This is a genomic window from Snodgrassella alvi (assembly GCF_002777425.1).
In the GTDB taxonomy this organism is placed as follows: Bacteria; Pseudomonadota; Gammaproteobacteria; order Burkholderiales; family Neisseriaceae; genus Snodgrassella; species Snodgrassella alvi_B.
Genome location: NZ_MDVC01000107.1, coordinates 37,996 through 58,455, shown reverse-complemented (window position 1 = coordinate 58,455; position 20,460 = coordinate 37,996). Strand labels below are relative to the sequence as shown.

Below are 20,460 nucleotides of genomic sequence, written 5' to 3'. Positions count from 1 at the left end.
AGAGATAAACACGTGCAGATTACCCGGTATCGGGCTGCTTTTGTGGTTGTTGAAAGAAAGAAAATTAATACAGCTACAATATAGAAATAATACATTGCTGAAAGTTGTTTAACTGCTAGCTCTAGCAGTAGTGAGGTACTGCAAATGTACACCAAAGAATAATATGTGTAAATAATCTTCTGATGATAAATGGCCACTATTGGCGCAGTGTTGGTTAAAAACATCTTGAATAGTCATCCATATACTGCTGCCAGAGTTTATACAGGTAGATTATGTCGTTATGTTTTGATGCTGGCTAGTACTCTTTGCCGCTATAAATTAGTCACTCTTTATTAAGCTTAATCTCGGTTTAATACAATCAGGCTATAATTACAGGATGCTGCTCACACATGAGTTTTTAATTGATGTAGTCAGACTATACAGGTGGCACACTGCTGCCTGATTTCTGGTTATTACTTTGTTTTGTTCAAAAATCATTACGGATAGTTTATGGCCATTCTGGTAACAGGCGGCGCCGGCTTTATCGGCTCCCATACCTCTGTACAATTACTCAATGCCGGCCACGATGTGGTTATTATTGATAATCTGTGCAATGCTTCACCTGCGGTATTACCGCGTTTAAGCCGGATTACTGGTAAAGAAGTAACGTTTTATCAGGGAGATATTCGGGATCGCAGTTTGCTGCAAGATATTTTTGCCCGTCACTGCATTGAGCATGTGCTGCATTTTGCCGGTCTGAAAGCGGTAGGTGAAAGTGTGCGCGAACCACTGAAATATTATGATAATAATGTCAGTGGCAGTTTGATTCTGGTGGAAGAAATGGCGAAAGCCGGGGTATTTAATCTGGTGTTCAGCTCGTCCGCCACGGTGTATGGTACGCCGGATACTGTTCCGATTGATGAAAGCGCTGCTACAGGTGGCACAACCAATCCATATGGCACTTCCAAATATATGGTAGAGCGGATGTTAATGGATATACAGGCGGCAGATGCGCGCTGGAGTATCACCTTACTGCGTTATTTCAATCCGGTAGGTGCGCATGAATCCGGCCTGATTGGTGAAGACCCGAATGGCATTCCGAATAATCTGCTGCCGTATATCTGTCAGGTAGCGGTAGGCAAGCTGGCACAATTATCGGTATTTGGTGATGATTATCCTACTGCCGATGGTACGGGTGTACGTGATTATATTCATGTGATGGATTTGGCCGATGGGCATTTAAGTGCTATGCGCGCTACGGGCAATCGGCCGGGTGTACATATTTACAATCTGGGTACGGGTCAGGGCTATTCGGTACTAGAAATTGTGCGCGCTTTTGAAGTAGCCAGCGGCCAGAAAATTCCTTATCAGATTGTTCCTCGCCGCGCCGGCGACATAGCTAGCTGCTATGCCAATCCTGAGCGCGCTGCACAGGAACTGGGCTGGCAGGCACAGCGTGATCTGGCCTGTATGATGGCCGATGCATGGCGCTGGCAAGAGCTCAATCCGCAAGGTTATGGCAGTGATGATTTGGCCTGATTGCTGCCATTCCTGTGTTTAAACATCAAAGCCACTGAGGATATCAGTGGCTTTGATGTTTTCGGTTTTTGAGTTTTGATGCAAAATTTAACGCTAATCGCTAAGCCGCTCCTGAAAATAGGTTTAAAGATACTTGAGATCGTTACCGGTTAACTATCGCTAACTAACTGGTAAGACACATTATAATATAATGATAATAATTATCAATATCATTGTAGTGATTTTTACATAATGTTTTTTTTCCTGTCGCTAAAACAATTCTGCTTCTGCTTTTGATGCGACAGATGGCTGTCACACAGAGACAGCTTGTTTTCGGTATAATTGCCCACAATTGTATTCTGGTTAAACCATTTCCCTGTTTGTGCTTTTGTCACAACTCAACCTTTTATTGCTCATGCCTATCTCTACTCAAACCGCTCAACTTGTACACCAACAGCTACTGGCCGATAACGAGCTGGCCGTGGCTGATTTTACTCATGCATTGTCACTGATGGGTGCTCACCACATTGACTATGCCGATATCTACTGCCAGCGCAGTATCTATGAAAGCTGGCATCTGGAAGAGGGCATGGTGAAATCAGGCAGTTTCCAGATTGAGCAGGGCGTGGGGGTACGCGCGGTAAGTGGGGAAAAAACGGCATTTGCCTATGCCGATAATCTGAATGTACAGGCATTAACCAATGCTGCGCAGGCGGTACGGGCGATTGGTCAGGCCGGGCAGCAGCGTTCAGTTGGCCTGACTACGCTGCCGCTGGCCAAGCCACTGTATGGTATGGCTAATCCGATGCTAAGTCTGGATGCGGCAGCCAAAGTGGCTTTATTGCAGCAGGTGGAAACACTGGCAAAAGCAGCAGATCCGCGCGTTGTGCAGGTAATGGCCGGGCTGGTATGCGAACACGAGCTGATTTATCTGGCACGGCTGGATGGACGGATACATACTGATATTCGCCCGCTGGTGCGCTTGTCGGTGACGGTAATTGCCAAACAGGGTGAGCGGCGTGAACAGGGCAGCAGTGGCGGTGGCGGCCGCTTTGACCTGGGCTATTTTGATGAAGCCATGCTTAAATCATATGTGGATACGGCCGTGGCACAGGCGCTGACTAATCTGGAGGCGCGTCCGGCACCAGCAGGTTCGATGACGGTGGTTTTGGGTAACGGCTGGCCGGGTGTATTGCTGCATGAAGCTGTTGGCCATGGTCTGGAAGGTGATTTTAACCGCAAGGGTACCAGTGCATTTGCCGGCCGGCTGGGTGAGCGTGTTGCCGCAAAGGGGGTGACAGTGGTGGATCAGGGTAATATTGCTGAACGCCGCGGCTCTCTGAACATTGATGATGAGGGTAACGCCACCAGACGCACTGTGCTGATTGAAGACGGTATTTTATGTGGTTATTTGCAGGACGAAACCAATGCCCGCCTGATGGGGGTACCGGTAACCGGTAATGGCCGCCGTGAAAACTATGCTTCAGCACCGATGCCGCGTATGACTAATACCTATATGGAAAACGGCCAGCTTAATCCTGAAGAAATTATTGCTTCTGTCGATAAAGGCTTATATGCGGTGAATTTTGGTGGTGGACAGGTAGACATTACCAGTGGCAAGTTTGTATTCAGTGCTTCGGAAGCATGGTGGGTTGAAAACGGCAAGCTACAGTACCCGGTTAAAGGAGCCACCATCATCGGCAGCGGCCCTGAGGTATTAAAACACGTCAGTATGATTGGCAATAACACCAGTCTGGACAGTGGTGTAGGCGTATGTGGTAAAGACGGCCAGAGCGTTCCGGTAGGTGTGGGACAGCCCACCTTGCGTATTGATGAAGGTCTTACCGTTGGCGGTAGCCAAACCTAATCAGCACCAAACCAGTAAAAAAACGGGCGAGCATTTCTGCGCCCGTTTTTTTAATCTGGCCATAGGTGTGACTTTATTATAGCCTGTGCTTAACTCGCCTGAATAGAATCGTATTCAGGCTTTCATCGCGGTTATTAAAGAAAAGTTCGCATTCTTTTTAGTACAGATAATATTTGTCTACGCTAATACTATTAAACATGGCCAACTACTGCGTCGCTAATAATCAGAATAAACAGTCTGATGGTTTTTTCTTACGCTGTATTAAGCTTTTATTCCTGTGATGCAGGTATATACGTTTATTTTTACAGCATCAATCAGCATAGCATACGAATTTCAGCAGTGTGCTGGCTGAATCATGCTGATGTCTCGTTCACCACCCAATATCAGCCGGTAGTGCTTGGGAATGATTTCTACACATACTTTGCTTTCTCGGCACGACAAGCCACAAACAAAATTTTTATCCGCAATACTGTCGCAATAACCACAATACGGCTGGCTATAGTCATTGGTTATCGCTATATTACAATTAACAGATGACTACATGCCAACAGCAGCACTATCCGGCTGTACTGCTTGTACATAAGTTTATCGACACGCATCCTGTTCACATTACTTAACTAATCAGCTTTCAATTCGAGTAAATATTCTACCAATAAATATATAATACTACGAAAAATATCCTTATTTATGTGAGTATAATAGTAATATATATTAAATATTTTAATAACACATCTTTAAGCTGTTTTGTTTAACCTAAGTTATTCTGTGAGTCGCCATATGTTTGTTACCAAAAAAATAAAATCTAAGCCCAGCCTAATAAAGTTCCTGATAGTCAGTACTTTATTAAGTTTAAACTTTAATCTTGCCATGGCGCAGGATATACCGGACGATGCAGCCCCACAGGCGCGGATACGTATATTCGGGCAAAACGGCAAGCCTACCAATATGAAATACAGCTTTCAGGGGCATGTGGTCAAAGAATCAACCGGTGGCAATATGGGCGGTGCATTTGCTTCATTATTGGGTGTAGCCCGTAACAGCACTATCGGCATACCAGCCACTACCACTCTGGATACTATGAAGCAGCACAATCATAATCTGTCGAAGCTGTATTACCGTGAATTCACTATCCCGGCCAACGTACCCATTACCATATTTAATGCGATTATTGGCCTAACCAACGTTAATAATACCCATCATGGTGGGAAAATAATTACTAACCAGCCATCCTGCCAGAGTAAAAAACTTACGTTTGTCGCCGAACCAGGTAAAGATTATGAAGCTATTGCTACCTATACCATAGCAAAGTGTGGCGTGATTCTACAGGAGGTAAATGCAGATGGATCAACAATACTACTACTTAACTCTGAATCTGATGGTCAATAAAATTACACACTAGTACCGCCTGTTCACGATTACATTCACAGTCACAGATTTAAGATGGCTATAGCCATAATGATTTAAGTCAGCCAACTAGCCATGTTGCTACTGGCTGGTAAAATTAAACGTTTATATAAAATTTGAAACTGTCTGGATAAATAAAATACCCGCAGCTATATATCTCTCTTAACAAAACCTGCCAATCAGGCATTTTGCGGATAGCAGCGGGAAAAGAAGGCGTGCTCCGATACTTCTGAATGAAATTTCAAGCTTCCCTGCATTTAAGCAAAATAGTCAGCAGCGATATATTGCTGCTGCTAGTTCAAGCTACACAATTCTGATTATATTTATATAATTAGTGTGACATTAAAGCTAAACCAATACCTGCTGTCATATTGTTCTATATGCTTCTTAACTGGTCATCTATAACCATTATCACAATGTTTGCCAGACTGTATAACTGTTATTTATTATTCAAAAATCAATAATATAAAAACAAAAAAGTGGTTACATTCGCCAGATAAATATTTCTGGCAAACACAACCACTTTTAATCAATACAACAATTAATTAGATTCTACTGCGGCCTGTACATCGCTATACGGAGCTTCTTTAGTACCAGAATGTGTCGTTGCACAGGCAGACAGTGCCATAGCAGCCAATAAAGCGCCGATTCCTAATAATTTTTTCATCATAGTGTCCTTTGTGATTGGTTTGAAAAACTGCTTTGCTAATCCAGTTTAACTCTACCACTATAACAATCAGTCCATGCAAATTTTGCACTTTCCAACCGCATAATATACCCAATTTACGACACTAATTAATTCATATAGGACAATAGCTTATATCAGCGAAGTTACGTAAGCAGTAAGTTTAATGACCCGTATGAGATGATTCCACCCCACCTTTAAGATTACCATATACCTCAGTCTGGCCACCGCCGGTGCCATGACTGGCACAACCAGCTAATACCAGTGCACTGCACAACAAGCCTAGAGACAAAAGTTTCTTCATTCCACTATCCTTTCTTTAAGGGTTAACATGATAATTTTGCATAAGTTTAACATAATGCGCCGCAGAATATGGCAAAAATTCGCGTTCTTTTTCTGTTAACGGGCGAATTTGCTGCACGGGAGAGCCCATATACAGATAACCACTGGCCAGCCGTTTGCGTGGCGGAACCAAACTGCCGGCACCAATCATCACCTCATCTTCAATAATGACGTCATCCAGCACGATTGAATTGATACCCACCAGAACGCGATTACCAATGGTGCAGCCATGCAGATTAACATGATGGCCGATGGTTACATCTTCACCAATCAGCAGGGGTGAACCCTCTGGCTTCGCTGCTGTTTTATGGCTCACATGCAGCATACAGTGATCCTGAATATTGCTTCTGGCGCCAATCTGCATCCTGTTCACATCTGCACGAATCACCGCAAACGGCCACACAGATACCTGTTCGTGCAATACCACATCCCCGATAACCACTGCCATATCATCTATATAACAACTATCAGCAATTTGTGGTTGCGTATCCAAATAAGAACGAATATTGTTTTTCATGGTTTTGACCTTATCCTATTGCATTATACACATCATTTAGAGCAGAAGATAAACAGCAGCTCCTGCCTTTTCCACCCGATTTACCTGAAAAACCGCAAATTTACAGGTATTTTTCTCATGAGAATACTATGTCTGAAAATGTTTTGTTGAATCTGGATAGCGAACCGCGCTTTGATGCCATCAGCGCCACTGATATTGAACCGGCCATGACTGAAGCCATGAATCAGGCCAATGCCGCCATTACCGCGCTGAAAGCAGAATCTGGCGTAAACTGGAATAACACGGTAGAAGCATTAACCAATATCACCGAACGTGTCGGCCGTATCTGGGGGGTGGTTGCCCATTTGAACAGCGTGGCCGATACGCCTGAATTACGCGCAGCCTATAATGCCCTGATGCCAAAAGTAAGCGAATTTTTCACTGCCATCAGTCAGGATATCGCTTTATATGAGCGCTTCAAGAGTATCAAGGCCGGTGCAGAATATGCACAATTGAGCGCAGCACAGCAAACCAAACTGAATCATGATTTACGCGATTTCGTCCTGAGCGGCGCCGAATTGCCGGCACAGGAACAGGCCGAATTTGCAGCCTTGCAGGCCGAAGGCGCGCAACTTTCTGCTGCATTCAGCCAGAATGTACTGGATGCCACCGACGCGTTTGCATTGTATTTTGCCAATGGTGAAGCATTGGTCGGTAAAGAGAATGCATCCAGCCATAGCAGCACCGCTGCCGATTTTGCCCATGACAGCGAAATTAGCGGGCTGACAGAAGAAGCTCTAGCCATGTTTGCCGCCGCAGCCGAAGCCGAAGGTAAAACCGGCTATAAAATCGGCCTGCAAATGCCGCATTATCTGGCGGTAATGCAATATGCGCACAACCGCGAACTGCGCCGGCAGCTTTATCATGCCTACTCAACCCGAGCCAGCGAGCTGGGTGAGGCCAAATGGGACAATACCGCCAATATCAACCGTATTCTGCAAATCGCCGCACGTGAAGCACAATTGCTGGGTTTTCAGAATTATGCCGAACTGTCTCTGGCCACCAAAATGGCCGATACACCGCAGCAGGTACTGGCATTCCTGCAAGACTTAGCCAGTCGCGCTAAACCATTTGCCGAAAAAGATTTGGCCGAAGTTAAAGCATTTGCCCATGAACAGCTCGGACTGGATGATTTACAGCCATGGGATATTACCTATGCCAGCGAAAAACTGCGTCAGGCCAAGTATGCATTCAGCCAGATTGAGGTAAAAAAATATTTCCCGGCCGACCGCGTACTGGCTGGCCTGTTTGCTCAGATTGATAAATTGTACGGTGTGCATTTTATTGAAAAACAGGTACCGGTATGGCACCCAGATGTACGTTATTATGAGCTGGAGCAGGGCGGAGCCATTATTGGCGGTGTATACATGGATCTGTATGCACGTGCTGGTAAGCGCGGTGGCGCATGGATGAATGACTACCGTGGCCGTCGCCGTTTCACCACCGGAAATCATGCCGGCCAGCTCCAAACACCGATCGCCTATCTGGTATGCAACTTTACCCCGCCCGTAGCCGGTAATATTGCACGTCTGAGCCATGATGAAATCCTGACCCTGTTCCACGAAACTGGCCACGGCCTGCATCATCTGCTTACTCAGGTAGATGAGCTGGGGGTATCCGGCATTAATGGCGTGGAGTGGGATGCTGTAGAAATGCCCAGCCAGTTTATGGAAAACTTTGTCTGGGAATACGATGTGCTGGCAGGCATGAGCAGCCATCAGGATACCGGCGCGCCTTTACCAAAAGAGCTTTACGACAAAATGCTGGCGGCCAAAAACTTCCAGACCGGCCTGTTTATGCTGCGCCAGATGGAATTTGCTCAGTTTGATATGGAAATCTACAGCCATCCGGGCTGCGACTGGCAGCAAACCTTGCAGGAAGTACGCCGCAGAGTAGCAGTGATGCCACAGCCAGACTTTAACCGCTTTGCTCATTCCTTCAGCCATATCTTTGCCGGTGGTTATTCTGCCGGTTACTACAGCTATAGCTGGGCTGAAGTGCTTTCTGCTGATATCTATGCTGCGTTTGAGGAAGAAGCTGATGCAACCACCACAGGTAAGCGCTTCTGGCGTGAAGTCCTCGCGGTAGGCGGCTCCCGCCCGGCCATGGCGTCATTTAAAGCTTTCCGCGGCCGCGAGCCACAAATTGATGCGCTGTTGCGTCATTGTGGTTTTAATATGTAGTTTATCAGAAATCTATATAGTAAAAATTGCCTGCATGACACAATTTATTGTTTTGCAGGTAATTTTTTAATTAACAATTCAAAATTTGTTTGTACTAGAATTGTAATTATTTAATTTTTCATATAAAAACAAATGGTTTTAATATTTATCAATATATTATTATGTTACATATTGATTAAATATAAAAAATAATATTAAATAAAGTTAAATTGAAGCTCTAGTGTTTAAATCATTAACCATCCCGAAGAAAGATGTAAATGGTTACCAAAGATGCAAGCTCTAAAATTTTGGGATTTCTCTACCAAATGCAACGTGCACTTTATCGGATTTTTTCCTGTGAAACTAATAATACAGTTATCGGAATCGAAACAGCAGATGACGTAGTTGAAGAAATACGTTCCGAAAACGAAAATTGGCAGGTTTTTTTCGAACAAGATAAGCATTCAATCCAAAATAACCACCAACCATATCAAGACAGCAGTTACAATTTATGGCACACACTCCATATCTGGCTATTTTTTATAGAAGAAGCACGTGAAAAATATGAAAAAATCACATATTGTTTGGTATCTAATAAAACGATCAAAAAAGATAACTTAGCATATATTTTATCGCAAGCAAAAAGTGATCAAGAAATTGATGCAGCACTAGCAAGATTAAAAGAAAAAGGAAAGGCAATTTATAACGGCTTAAAGGATAGCAGTGAAATCAAAAAAACAATAGGGGAAGTATTAAAGTATCAAGATGAAAATTTAAAGTTCTTAATTAAAAATATTACCTTACTTTCTGAGGATGGAACAAAGTCAACTCAAGATCCCAAATCGGCCACTATTAATTTATTACACATACCATCTGAACTTATTCAGGAATCTGAAAATATCTATAAATCCGTATTTGCACATATGATAAATGAATGCATCTGCGCGTGGAAACAGAAACAAAGTGTTCAATTAATACCGCAGACTTATAAAAATCTTCTGTATAGTGAACTTATCGCAAGAAAAAAAAATCGCTTCTGTGAACAATCCTTTTACAAAACAGCATATCAAGAATATCTGAAGAAAGATATTGATAAAAAGCATCTATTTATAGATCAACTTTGTAGTATAAATAAAAGCGAGGAACATATTAATACAGCATTAAAAAACTATTGGGCTTTTTATTCCGAAAAGGTGAGACTCGAAAGTATTGGCGATATTCCCTTGGATGCATGGCAGGAACGTGAAGATATATTGTACCAGCGCTGGAAGAATGAATGGACAAAGTACGATCTTTCAAATGTTACCGAGGATGAAAAAATTTCTCAATATGAAAAAATATATGATTCAACTACAGATATAAGTTATCTTCCTGATTTAAATAACAACCCTACTAAACAGCCTTATTTTACACAAGGCCATTATCATTTTCTAGCCAACGATAATACCAATGAATTTTATATTTATTGGCACGATAAATTTAAAAAAAATGAGGAATTTTAGATATGACTTATCTGGATCGAAATATTATCAACAACAGTATGCTATCTTGTTATTTGCAAGTTTATTTCTGCGATGAGCTACTAAAAAAAAATAATGAGCGCAATCCTGACCTATTGTTATTTTTATTAATTCTACCTTTTGTTTGGCACAAATCTAGTAGGGAAGCTATGCAAAACCGAAAACTCAATACAAATCTCAATACAATTATAGAAGAAAAACCTGCGATCCGTATAAATTTAAAACAACGTATTTCCAGCTTTTCAGGTGCCACTCTTCAAGGTTTGAACCTTGCAGTAGCGTCTGGATTAATAGCAATCATTAATGCTGATACTGAGCAAGCGTATTTTAAAAGAACTTCCAAAAAATTACCCCAAGCTATTAAAAATAGCTTACCAAAAGAAATGACTAAAACACTTAAACGTTTAGCTAATTGGTATGCAAATATGGATACGGCTTCAATTTATAAATTACTTTTGGGAAATACAATATGCAACTAATGATAGATTCACTACTATTATGGCCATCTAATCCAAAGAACAAAATTCAAAAAATAGATTTTAAGAAAGACAAACTGAATTTTATACATGGAATTAGTGGAACAGGAAAATCTGCTGTTATTCCCATAATTGATTATTGTCTTGGATCAAGTAAATGTGCTATCCCTGCTGGAATAATTAGAGATAGTGTTCAATGGTTTGGAATCATCGTTGATATCCAGAATGACAAATATATTATTGCGCGTGAAAAACCTATCGGCAGATCAGCTGGAAATTTTTATTTTAAGCCTTATACAAATGAGTTTCCTCTTAAATTAGAAGTTACCCATAATCTGACAACATTCAAAAGTCAATTTAATAATTTTGCACAATTAAGTGATTTAATATTAGCGGAAAAAGATACGTCTATAGGCTTTGATGGAAGAGCATCATACAGGGATATTGCTGCATTTAATTTTTTACCTCAGCATATTGTTGCAAACCCATATGCACTTTTTTTCAAAGCTGATACTTATCAAAATAAAGAACGACTAAAAAGAGTTTTGCCTTTAGCCCTGGGTATTCATGACCGAGAATATATGAGAAAGGAGAAAGAATGTAGAGATCTGGAGAAAGAACTTCAAAGAATTGAAAGAAATCAACAAGCCAGACAAATCAGAATAGAAAGTAGAAAATCTGAAATTGATCATTTATGGTATAAATGTATTGAATATGGTTGTCTTTTACCCACATCTGACTACACATCCAATATTTCTTTAGATAAAAAGATTGAAGATCTAAAAAATATACATAACTTATACAAACAAGGAAATGCTGTTTTTTTAGAAAAAAATTTAAATTATTTTTCCACAAATGATGAATACAATCATTTAATTCAACAAGAAGAAATAATTCAAAAAGAAATTTTTGATCTTAAAAATAGCATAACCGATTATGAGCAAATTTTTTTGAAAGGTAGAGACTTTACCTTGGCAATTGAGACAGAAAAAAAGCACCTAATTGGCTTCGACTGGTTAAAGGAAAATTTGTCTCCCTCTGGCAAGTGTATTGCTTGTGGGGCAGAAACTAAGTTTTTATCATCTGTCATTAATAATCTGGAAACTAAAGTCTCTGAAATTAACACTTTATCAAACGCACTATTTAATAATCCTATTACTGATACTATAAGTGCAGAATTAAAGCAAAAATTAAGAGATAAAAAAAATATATTATCTGAAATAAATAAAGCAAAATTAAATATCATCAACGCCAACAAAATAGAAGGTGATTCCTTAAAAAAAATATATATATTATTAGGAAGAATTGAAGAAGCCTTAATCTATCTGAATAAACTTGAGCAAACTGATAATATTGATAGCAAACCTGAAATATTAAAACAAAGAATTAATTCTTTGAAAGAATATTTATCTAATTCAGCAATTAGAAATCACGGATTAACGACATATTCAAAAATTAATTCACTTATCGACTCATATTCATCCCAACTTCAGCTTGAGCAACATGGAGAGATTCAATTAGACTCTAAAGAACTTACATTAAGCTTTAGAATAAATAACACAGTTAAAGAATATTTATGGGAAGTAGGAAGCGGTGCGAACTGGATGGGGTATCATATTTCAGCATTTTTAGCGATCCACGAATTCTTATCTCTCCCAGAAAACATTAATTTACCTCCATTTAGTTTTATAGTGATAGACCAACCTAGTCAGGTATATTTTCCAAGTACCCCAACAGGGGAAAACCTGTTAGATCAATATAGCACTAATAATTTACCAATCACCGCTACAACACAAAATGATATCCTAGCAACAAAAAAAATCTTCGAAGTCCTGTCCTCTGCACTTCAAAAAAGTAATTTTAATTTCCAAATAATTGTACTCGAACATGCAGACAAGTCTATTTGGGGTGAAATAGATAATACTTATGAAGCCGCCTGTTGGAAGAAAAAAGGCGATGGTCTTATCCCTCAAGAATGGATCTTATAATTAACTTGAAATAAATATGGCTTATTTGCTAATTTTATTTCTAATAAGTAAGCAATTAAAAAAGCTAGTTTTAAATATAACTAGCTTTTTTAATCCTAATAACAAATATTACTCATCCTCAATCAACGCATCCACAAACGCGCGTGCATCAAACGGGCGTAAATCATCGATGCCTTCACCTACGCCGATAAAACGTACCGGAATAGGGCGTTTGGCCGCCAGTGCGGCGAGAATACCGCCTTTGGCGGTGCCATCAAGTTTGGAAACAATCAGGCCGGTTAAGCCAAGGGCGTCATCGAATGCGACTACCTGATTGATGGCATTCTGGCCAACGTTGGCGTCCAGTACCAGCATCACTTCATGCGGCGCTTCGGGCAGGGATTTTTGTAGTACGCGTTTTACTTTTTTGATTTCTTCCATCAGATGTAGCTGGGTAGGTAATCTGCCGGCGGTATCGGCCAGTACCACATCAATACCGCGTGCTTTGGCGGCTTCCAGTGCATCAAAGCAAACGGCAGCCGAATCGCCGGAAGCCTGCGCAATCACGGTAACGTTATTGCGCTCACCCCATTGCTGCAATTGTTCGCGCGCAGCAGCGCGGAAAGTGTCACCAGCGGCCAATAGTACGCTTTTACCCTGGCTCTGGAAATATTTGGCCAGTTTACCGATGCTGGTGGTTTTGCCTGCGCCATTCACACCAGCCATCATGATAACAAACGGCTTTTTATCTGTGGGTAAAATCAGGGGTTGCTGTAGGGGCTGTAGTAATTCATACAATGCTTCTTTCAGGGCACTGCGCAGTTCGTTACCGTTTTTCAGCCCTTTCAGGGTCACACGCTGGCGTACCTGTGCCAGTAGTTTTTCGGTGGCTTCGATACCCATATCGCTGGTGAGCAGTACGGTTTCCAACTCCTCGTACAGGTCTTCGTCGATTTTGCCGCCGCCAAACACGGAAGCCAGCGATTTGGCCATGTGGTTACGCGATTTGCTCAGCCCCTGTTTTAAGCGTGCTGCCCAGCCCAGCTTGGCCGGTTTATCTGCCTCGCTACTGGTTTCTGCTGGTGCAACCGGGATAACCATGGCATTTTCGCTTGCCGGTGTCTGGGCTGATGCTGGTTCTGTGGTTGTGGCAATGGCTGCCGGTTCATCCACCACTGTCGGTACAATGATTTCTTCGGCTGTCTCGGCGGCCGGTTGGGCAGTTGCTTCGTCAGCTGGTGCTGCTTCGGCTGTGGTAGGGTGGTTGGGTTCCGCTTCAGTTTTAACAGTTGTTTTAGCCGGAGCTGATTCAACAATTACATCCTGTGGCTGTTGTACACTCTCTGGCTGGCTGGGCGTGGATGTGGATTGTTCCACTGCTGGCTCTGTATTTTTTTTTCTTTTAAAAAATCGAAACATGGGGTATTCCTGATACTAGGGTAAACCAAAGTTCAATAAACACTTGTCTTTGGTAATGAATTAATTGTGCTATTGTAGCCTAAGCAGATGCTTGTTTGATAATACATTATGACATGATTGCCATGTTATTCAGGCGGTTTTGCTTATTCGCGCAATCCTTTTGGCTGTTTATATTCATGGATATTTAGACCACTGTATAATCGTGATTACTTATAATAATAGCCTGCTGATTATTAAAAGGTATTAGCTTTAAATGATTGCTATACTTCGCATAGATTTGCTGTACTGAATCTGCAAAAGGTTCTTCTATATAATGCGGTAATGGATAGAAATCGATGACATTTAAACCGGCATAGTTCTCCAGTTGAGGAGCCAGACTGCTGTCGTCCATCATACTGCTATATTCAATGTCTGCGGCCAGAATAATTGCGCCTGCCGACTCGCCGATATAAATGCAGCCCTGTGCAATTCTGTATACAAGTAACTGATCAAGATTTTTTCTTTTCAGTTGCTGCAATAAATAAAATGTATTGCCGCCGGCTATGCAGATTATTTCGGCGGCAGCAAAGGCCTGGTGGCACTGCTGGGTATCGACACTGGCTATATCCAGTAATTCAAGCTGAAATCCAAGTTGTTGCAGTGCTGCTTTGCCTTCATCTATATATCCGGTGTAACTTTCAACATTGCCAGCAGTGGGAATAAACAGGACATTTTTACTGTTTATTTGATTTTTCTGAATAAAATCTGCAAGCTGCTGGGTTGTTCCGGCAATATAGGAGGTTAAAAATATTGTTTTCACTGCTAGTCTCCAACCTTTCTATTTATTCTGTATGGTCTTTATTGCAATAATTCAGACCAGGTTTCGGGCTGTGCCCAGTTTACCCGGTGCAGCCCGGTCTGGGTTCGATTGTAAGGCTGATCGTAAATCCAGTGCTGCCACTGCGGTATCAGGCTGCCGCTTATCTGTGGTTTGTCATCAATCAGAATATCGCCACGTACCCATGTTTTGTCTTTGGCTAAAATAATGCGCTGTAGCCAGTCTTCGCCCAGATGCTGGCATACCCAGTCAAATTTTTCAGCTACACAGTAATGATAAGCCTGAATGGGTGAGGTACAGATACGCACATCATGACCGGCTTCCAGTAAGCGTCTGGCCGCGGCAATACCATCTGGCATGGGTGGTAAGGAGGCGAAAAAACCTTTGCTGCTGTAAATCCGGGCTAGCTGTTGGTGATACTGGGGTGCCATATCATCACACAGGTAAAAATGCCTGCGTTCAGCCAGTGGCAGTGGTTGTTCATAAGTCTGCTGCCATAGTTGCCGTACTCCCTGTTCAAAGTCGGCTAAAACGCCATCCTGATCCAGCAAAATCAATTTAGAGGCCATACAAATTCCTATGGTGGCTTGTGTCATTATCAAACAAATAGTTATAGCATGTTTTTTAAGGCCAGCCGTACGCCCTCACTGATGTCAGTGCCCGCCGGTATATTTTTGCAGGCAGTACGGGCTTCTTTGTCGGTATAGCCTAAGGCAAGCAGTGTATTGATAATATCTTCGTTACTACCAGTGGCTTCCGGGGTAAACAGACCAGCGGCATTGCCACCACCGGCGAGCTTGCCACGTAATTCCAGTACCATGCGTTCGGCAGTTTTTTTACCGATACCGGGCGCGGCTGTCAGGCGTTTAATGTCTTCGGAGGCAACTGCCGTAGCCAGTTCATCGCTGGTAAGGGTGGATAAAATACCCAAAGCACTTTTGGCTCCAATACCGCTTACTTTTACCAGAGCCCGGAATGTTTCCCGTTCTTCGCGGGAGCCAAAGCCAAATAGCAGGTGGGCGTCTTCACGTACCACTAGCTGTGTATACAGTGCCGTCTCTTCTCCCACTGCCGGCAAGGTGTAAAAGGTTTGCATGGATACTTGAGCCTCGTAGCCCACGCCATGAACATCAAGTACGACTACAGGCGGATTTTTTTCCAGTACAATTCCACGTAAACGACCAATCATTATATTCCTTTTCCAACTAGCAAATAAACAAAAGCCCGTGCATGATACCACGGGCTTTTTTCCGACCTGACAGCAGGGTTTACAATGCGGTTAGCATTGATTTTTTCGCTTCATCAGCACGTTGCTGTTGCTGAAAAGGCCCCATGCGGACAACATAGCTGTCTTTGACTTTTACTAGCTTGGCCTGATGTTGGCTTCCGGCCGCCAGCAAATGCTGTGAGGTTGCTTTCAGATATTGCTGGGCTTTTTCTTTGCTGCCAAACCGCTGTAGGTCTACATAAATATTGCCACCTGTGCCAGCCGGCTGGATACGTTCGCCGGGCACAATCTGTTCTACCCGTACCTGAGCGGTACCGGCACGGACGAAACCTAACTGCTGCGCTGCGGCATAGGATAAATCCATTACCCGGTTAGCGTGAAACGGGCCACGATCGTTAACACGTACGACCACTGTCTTGCCATTGGACAGATTGGTTACCCGGGCATAACTGGGAATAGGCAAGGTTGGGTGAGCGGCAGTAAGCATCTGGCTGTTAAAACGTTCACCAGATGAAGTGCGGCGCCCTTGAAAATTCTGACCATAGTAGGAGGCTCGGCCTACCTGACTGAAACTGGCCACTTTTTGCAGCGGGTAATAACGTTTGCCCGCTACCTGATAGCTAAGATTAGCTGTTTTGTGCAGATGTTCTGCTGGTACTACTGTAAGATTAGATACTGATTTTTTAGCATGATAAACCGGCGCTGACAAATTACTGGTTTGTTTGGCATAAGCCATACTGAAACCAAACATCATTGCCACACTAACAAATAATACTTTAATCCTGATCAAACCGTATTTCCGTTTCTTTGAGTAAAAGACGCAAAAACCAGACGCACAACCATTGTTGTTCACAACAATACTTTGTCCGGTAAAAACTGAATTTATACTAAGACAGCAAAAAACAGCGGCGGCCACTTTAAAATGTGGCGGGAGAGGCTGTAACCTCAATTGGCAAGAACAAACACCGGCTGTTATTTATTACAGCACATTGGCGGGTTCAGAAAGTTGCTTACTAATTGGCAAAATGCCAAAATTGTAACGCAGTTAATAATTGAATCAGTTATTTAACAGGGCGACACTATGCCAAATAGCCCTTTGTCTGTCAAAGATTTTTCATTCCGGATGTGCCAGTGTCCAGACATAAATCCGTGAAGCGCCCGATTTCTTAAGGGTTTGAGCCAATTCAGTAATTGTTGCGCCTGTGGTCACAACATCATCGATTAACAACAGGTTACGTTTTTTTACTGCATGATTAAGACGAAATACACCGCGTACATTGCGCTGGCGTGCTGACTTTTTCAAAGTGGATTGTGGCGGCCGGTAACAACGTTGTACGCAGTCTGGCCGCAGCACTGGCAGCGCGTAATGCCGGGCAATGATTGCGGCAAGCAGTTGGCTCTGATTAAAACCCCGTTCAAACAAACGTTTGCGGCTTAGTGGCATGGCCAGTACAGCATCTATCTTTACTTGCGCCAGCCATTGCGGCGGCTGTGCCAGCATCAGTGCCGCCAGTGTATCCAGCAAGGCGAGCTGCCGCTGATGCTTGAATGCGCTCAGCATCTGCTGCAATGGCGCTGCATAGCGGTAACTGGCATACAAGGTGGTAAACGGCCATTGCTGCTGACACTGCTCGCAAAGTCCGGCCACTAGTCGGCCACCACGACAACGCAGACATATATCTGTATCGGTACGCTGCAAAGCGGTCATATCATGCCAGCATGCCCGGCACAAACCTGAGACATGTGCATAATCGTGGCATAATAAGCAATGTGGCATACCGATACATGCGTGCCAGAATGAAGTGAGTAATGAAATCATACCCATGACTACACCTTCCCAAACTTTACTGATTCACGGCTGGGGCGCCAATCACCATATATTCGACCCTTTGCTGGAGCATCTGCCGGCCACATGGCAAAAACACTGGTGTATCCCGGATTTGCCCGGCCATGGCTGTGCACCATTTGATGGTACTTTTAATATAGACAGCATTGCCGACCAACTGGCCACGCAACTAACTGCTCGTACCCATTTACTTGGCTGGTCGCTAGGTGGCATGGTGGCATTAAGTCTGGCGGCACGCTATCCAGACAAAGTAGCCTCGCTGTGCCTGACGGCCAGTCTGGCCAAACTGATGGCCAGCAGCGACTATCCGCAAGGTTTGCAGCGCGTTAGCCTTAATATGATGGCCGGCAAATTCAGTGAAGATTATCCCAAATACATGCAACAGTTTCTACAATTGCAGATGCTGTATGCAGATACTTGTGCACATGCATGTCTCGACAGTCTGGTAGCCGCCATCTGCCAGTATGGGCCGCCTGCTGCTCTTAACGCTGCTTTGCATGCACTGGAACAGGCTGATTTACGCCCGTTACTCAGTAGCATAAACTGTCCGGTATTACTGGTTTATGGCGGCCGCGATGCCATTACCCCGCCACGCATGGGTGAATATCTGCATCAGCAACTACCGCAAAGCGAATGGTGTCTCCTGCCGCAGGCGGCACACACACCATTTTTAAGCCATCCTGATGAATTTGCCCGAGCACTGGGCCAGTTTTGGGAACAACATTCATGACAACCCTGCCACACCAGCCAGACTGGTTTCTCCATGCACATCTGGCCGCTACTCTGGACGAACGCCTGAGTATTCTGAGACAACCACCGCAGCACATCCTGCTGGCCGCCGCAGATGGCAATGAAAGCTACCGGCTGCTCAAAATGCGTTATCCTCAGGCTCAGTTTCAGGAGTTTGACAGCCGCAATACCTATTTACAGGCGGCTCAGGCTATTCGCAAGGCCAAACTGAGCTGGTGGCAGAAACTCAATGGCAGCCTGCCTGCACAAACTGTTTCCGACCAGCTTCCCGGCAATCAGACTGCCGATATGGTATGGAGTAATCTCGGCCTGATTCATCAGGCGGATCCAATAGCGGTGATAAAAAACTGGGCAGAAGCTTTGCAGCCGGATGGTTTGTTGTTTTTCAGCCATTTTGGTCCGGATACTCTGAAAGAAGTTCTGACACTGTGGCGCGCAGAGGGTATAGTTGTCAAAACTCCGCGCCTGCTCGACATGCACGACCTTGGGGATATGCTGTACCAGCACGGCTTTTACGATCCAGTGATGGACATGAACATGCTTACCCTGCAATACACCAGAGCAGAGCGCTTTATTGATGATATGCGCACAGCCGGCCTGTGGCAGAGCCTGCAATTTGATAACGAAATTGATGCGGTGCGCATTCTGGCTCAGGCCTGGAAAAACAATGATATCCATAACGTTACGCTTGAGCTCGTGTATGGACATGGCGTTAAAAAACAGGTACTGCCAGAGAATGCTGCACCTATACAATTTTATCCATCATCTGCAACCAAAACATCCGAACCTTAATATCATATGAAATTCACAGCGTTGCTGCGCAATAGCGTACTGATTATTACCACATTTATTACCATTACTGCCTGCAAAAGCACTGCTCCGGCCACACCGCCGGCACCTGCCAAGCCTCGCGCCGTTATCGGGCTGGCACTTGGTGGGGGCGTTTCCAAAGGGTTTGCCCATATTGGCGTCATTAAGGTGTTACAGGAAAATCACATTCCGGTACGTGTTGTTACCGGTACCAGTGCCGGAGCGCTTGTGGGCAGCATGTACGCTTCCGGTATGAGCCCCGACCGGCTGGAGCTGGAAGCCGAAATACTGAATAAATCCGATCTGGTCGATCCGGTACTGTCTACTTCCGGCTTTATCAAAGGGCAGAAACTGCAAGATTACATCAATGCCAAAGTACGTAATAAACCGATTCAGCAATTTCCTATCCGCTTTGGCGCAGTAGCCACTGAATTTGGTACTGGGCGCATGGCGGTTTTCACCAGTGGCAATGCTGGGCAGGCGGTACGGGCTTCTGCCAGTATTCCCAATATTTTTCAGCCTGCTGTTATCGGTAATAAGCGTTTTGTCGATGGCGGTCTGGTTGCCCCCGTGCCCGTTAGTGCTGCCAGACAGCTTGGCGCCAATGTGGTGATTGCTGTAGATATCTCGGCCAAACCCGCACGTCTGACCAGCGAAGGTTTTTTCTCTTACCTCGACCAGAGCCTTAACATCATGAGTGCATCAGCGCTAAGCAGCGAGCTGGGTAAAGCACAGGTGATTATCAGTCCACAGGTACAGAAGCTGGGTACTGTTGGCGGCTTTGACCAGAAAACTCAGGCTATCCAGCTAGGTGAACAGGCAGCACGTGCTGCTTTACCACAGATTCGGGCGGTACTGGCCAAATATCAGGTTAACTAGGTATATAAATTAAAAACAGCCGGTGCAGACTGCCTATGTGGCAGTCTGCGTTTTTATTCAGGTTAATTTTGTTAAAAACAGGGTAAAATCAATAGCTGAAATTTAATGCTAATTAAGCAGCACAATTAATTATTACCCATACTCAGCAATATCTGTTGGTACTTCTAAAAATCTAACCGCTGTATTTAACCAAGAAACGGGTATAAAACATAATGGTTAAATTTTTAAATCTGAC

At 43.7% G+C, this 20,460-nt stretch carries 19 protein-coding genes; 10 read left to right on the top strand and 9 right to left on the bottom strand.

Annotated elements, in window-relative coordinates; genetic code table 11:
• Positions 1-489: 489 nt before the first annotated feature.
• The 3 genes from galE (at position 490) to BGI33_RS10400 (ending at position 4,750) form a co-directional block, all read left to right on the top strand.
• Positions 490-1,518 (top strand): UDP-glucose 4-epimerase GalE, encoded by a 1,029-nt coding sequence (gene galE / locus BGI33_RS10410; RefSeq protein WP_100091112.1) that lies wholly within the window; start codon positions 490-492, stop codon positions 1,516-1,518.
• Between the two features lie 394 nt (positions 1,519-1,912).
• Positions 1,913-3,364: a metalloprotease TldD gene (gene tldD / locus BGI33_RS10405; RefSeq protein WP_100091111.1), complete on the top strand. Its 1,452-nt coding sequence runs from the start codon at positions 1,913-1,915 to the stop codon at positions 3,362-3,364.
• 867 nt (positions 3,365-4,231) lie between these two features.
• The gene (locus BGI33_RS10400; protein ID WP_143557256.1) at positions 4,232-4,750 is read left to right on the top strand and encodes a hypothetical protein; all 519 of its coding nucleotides are present in this window, start codon (positions 4,232-4,234) and stop codon (positions 4,748-4,750) included.
• Between the two features lie 559 nt (positions 4,751-5,309).
• On the opposite strand, the gene BGI33_RS13885 is transcribed toward BGI33_RS10400, so the two are convergent.
• The 3 genes from BGI33_RS13885 to BGI33_RS10395 all read right to left on the bottom strand — a co-directional run bounded on the left by BGI33_RS13885 (position 5,310) and on the right by BGI33_RS10395 (position 6,312).
• Positions 5,310-5,435: a hypothetical protein gene (locus BGI33_RS13885; protein WP_255453832.1), complete on the bottom strand. Its 126-nt coding sequence runs from the start codon at positions 5,433-5,435 to the stop codon at positions 5,310-5,312.
• 181 nt (positions 5,436-5,616) lie between these two features.
• Positions 5,617-5,757 (bottom strand): hypothetical protein, encoded by a 141-nt coding sequence (locus BGI33_RS13230; protein ID WP_180296994.1) that lies wholly within the window; start codon positions 5,755-5,757, stop codon positions 5,617-5,619.
• Between the two features lie 15 nt (positions 5,758-5,772).
• Positions 5,773-6,312, bottom strand: coding sequence for a gamma carbonic anhydrase family protein (locus BGI33_RS10395; protein WP_100091109.1), 540 nt, complete (start codon positions 6,310-6,312; stop codon positions 5,773-5,775).
• A 128-nt stretch (positions 6,313-6,440) separates the two neighbouring features.
• On the opposite strand from BGI33_RS10395, the gene BGI33_RS10390 reads away from it, so the two are divergent.
• The 4 genes from BGI33_RS10390 to BGI33_RS10375 all read left to right on the top strand — a co-directional run bounded on the left by BGI33_RS10390 (position 6,441) and on the right by BGI33_RS10375 (position 12,497).
• Positions 6,441-8,534, top strand: a complete 2,094-nt coding sequence (locus BGI33_RS10390) for a M3 family metallopeptidase (protein WP_100091108.1) — start codon at positions 6,441-6,443, stop codon at positions 8,532-8,534.
• A gap of 257 nt (positions 8,535-8,791) precedes the next feature.
• A complete protein-coding gene (locus BGI33_RS10385) occupies positions 8,792-10,015 on the top strand; it encodes an ABC-three component system protein (RefSeq protein ID WP_100091107.1) in 1,224 nt (407 codons plus the stop codon).
• A gap of 2 nt (positions 10,016-10,017) precedes the next feature.
• Positions 10,018-10,512: a three component ABC system middle component gene (locus BGI33_RS10380; protein WP_100091106.1), complete on the top strand. Its 495-nt coding sequence runs from the start codon at positions 10,018-10,020 to the stop codon at positions 10,510-10,512.
• On the top strand, positions 10,503-12,497 hold the full coding sequence (locus BGI33_RS10375) for a DUF3732 domain-containing protein (protein WP_100091105.1): 1,995 nt from the start codon (positions 10,503-10,505) through the stop codon (positions 12,495-12,497). The genes BGI33_RS10380 and BGI33_RS10375 overlap by 10 nt, the downstream gene beginning before the upstream one ends.
• Positions 12,498-12,605: 108 nt before the next feature.
• Here BGI33_RS10375 and ftsY read toward each other — a convergent pair whose 3' ends face one another.
• From ftsY to BGI33_RS13880, 6 genes are all read right to left on the bottom strand, one after another.
• Positions 12,606-13,895 (bottom strand): signal recognition particle-docking protein FtsY, encoded by a 1,290-nt coding sequence (gene ftsY / locus BGI33_RS10370; protein WP_100091104.1) that lies wholly within the window; start codon positions 13,893-13,895, stop codon positions 12,606-12,608.
• A gap of 184 nt (positions 13,896-14,079) precedes the next feature.
• On the bottom strand, positions 14,080-14,694 hold the full coding sequence (locus BGI33_RS10365; RefSeq protein WP_100091103.1) for a Type 1 glutamine amidotransferase-like domain-containing protein: 615 nt from the start codon (positions 14,692-14,694) through the stop codon (positions 14,080-14,082).
• A 38-nt stretch (positions 14,695-14,732) separates the two neighbouring features.
• A complete protein-coding gene (locus BGI33_RS10360; RefSeq protein ID WP_100091102.1) occupies positions 14,733-15,281 on the bottom strand; it encodes a 5' nucleotidase, NT5C type in 549 nt (182 codons plus the stop codon).
• Between the two features lie 41 nt (positions 15,282-15,322).
• Positions 15,323-15,901, bottom strand: coding sequence for a Holliday junction branch migration protein RuvA (gene ruvA, locus BGI33_RS10355; RefSeq protein WP_100091101.1), 579 nt, complete (start codon positions 15,899-15,901; stop codon positions 15,323-15,325).
• 79 nt (positions 15,902-15,980) lie between these two features.
• The gene (locus tag BGI33_RS10350; protein ID WP_373885381.1) at positions 15,981-16,730 is read right to left on the bottom strand and encodes a septal ring lytic transglycosylase RlpA family protein; all 750 of its coding nucleotides are present in this window, start codon (positions 16,728-16,730) and stop codon (positions 15,981-15,983) included.
• Between the two features lie 324 nt (positions 16,731-17,054).
• Positions 17,055-17,765, bottom strand: coding sequence for a ComF family protein (locus BGI33_RS13880; protein WP_257378957.1), 711 nt, complete (start codon positions 17,763-17,765; stop codon positions 17,055-17,057).
• Between BGI33_RS13880 and bioH the strand changes: the two genes are divergently transcribed.
• Genes bioH through BGI33_RS10330 form a run of 3 tightly spaced genes read left to right on the top strand, consistent with a single transcriptional unit; the run spans position 17,764 to position 20,225 of the window.
• Entirely contained in the window at positions 17,764-18,516 is a 753-nt protein-coding gene (bioH, locus tag BGI33_RS10340; RefSeq protein ID WP_100091100.1) for a pimeloyl-ACP methyl ester esterase BioH, read from the top strand. The genes BGI33_RS13880 and bioH overlap by 2 nt on opposite strands.
• Positions 18,513-19,328 (top strand): methyltransferase, encoded by an 816-nt coding sequence (locus tag BGI33_RS10335; RefSeq protein ID WP_100091099.1) that lies wholly within the window; start codon positions 18,513-18,515, stop codon positions 19,326-19,328. The genes bioH and BGI33_RS10335 overlap by 4 nt, the downstream gene beginning before the upstream one ends.
• Before the next feature lie 6 nt (positions 19,329-19,334).
• Positions 19,335-20,225: a patatin-like phospholipase family protein gene (locus tag BGI33_RS10330; RefSeq protein WP_100091098.1), complete on the top strand. Its 891-nt coding sequence runs from the start codon at positions 19,335-19,337 to the stop codon at positions 20,223-20,225.
• Positions 20,226-20,460: the final 235 nt, after the last annotated feature.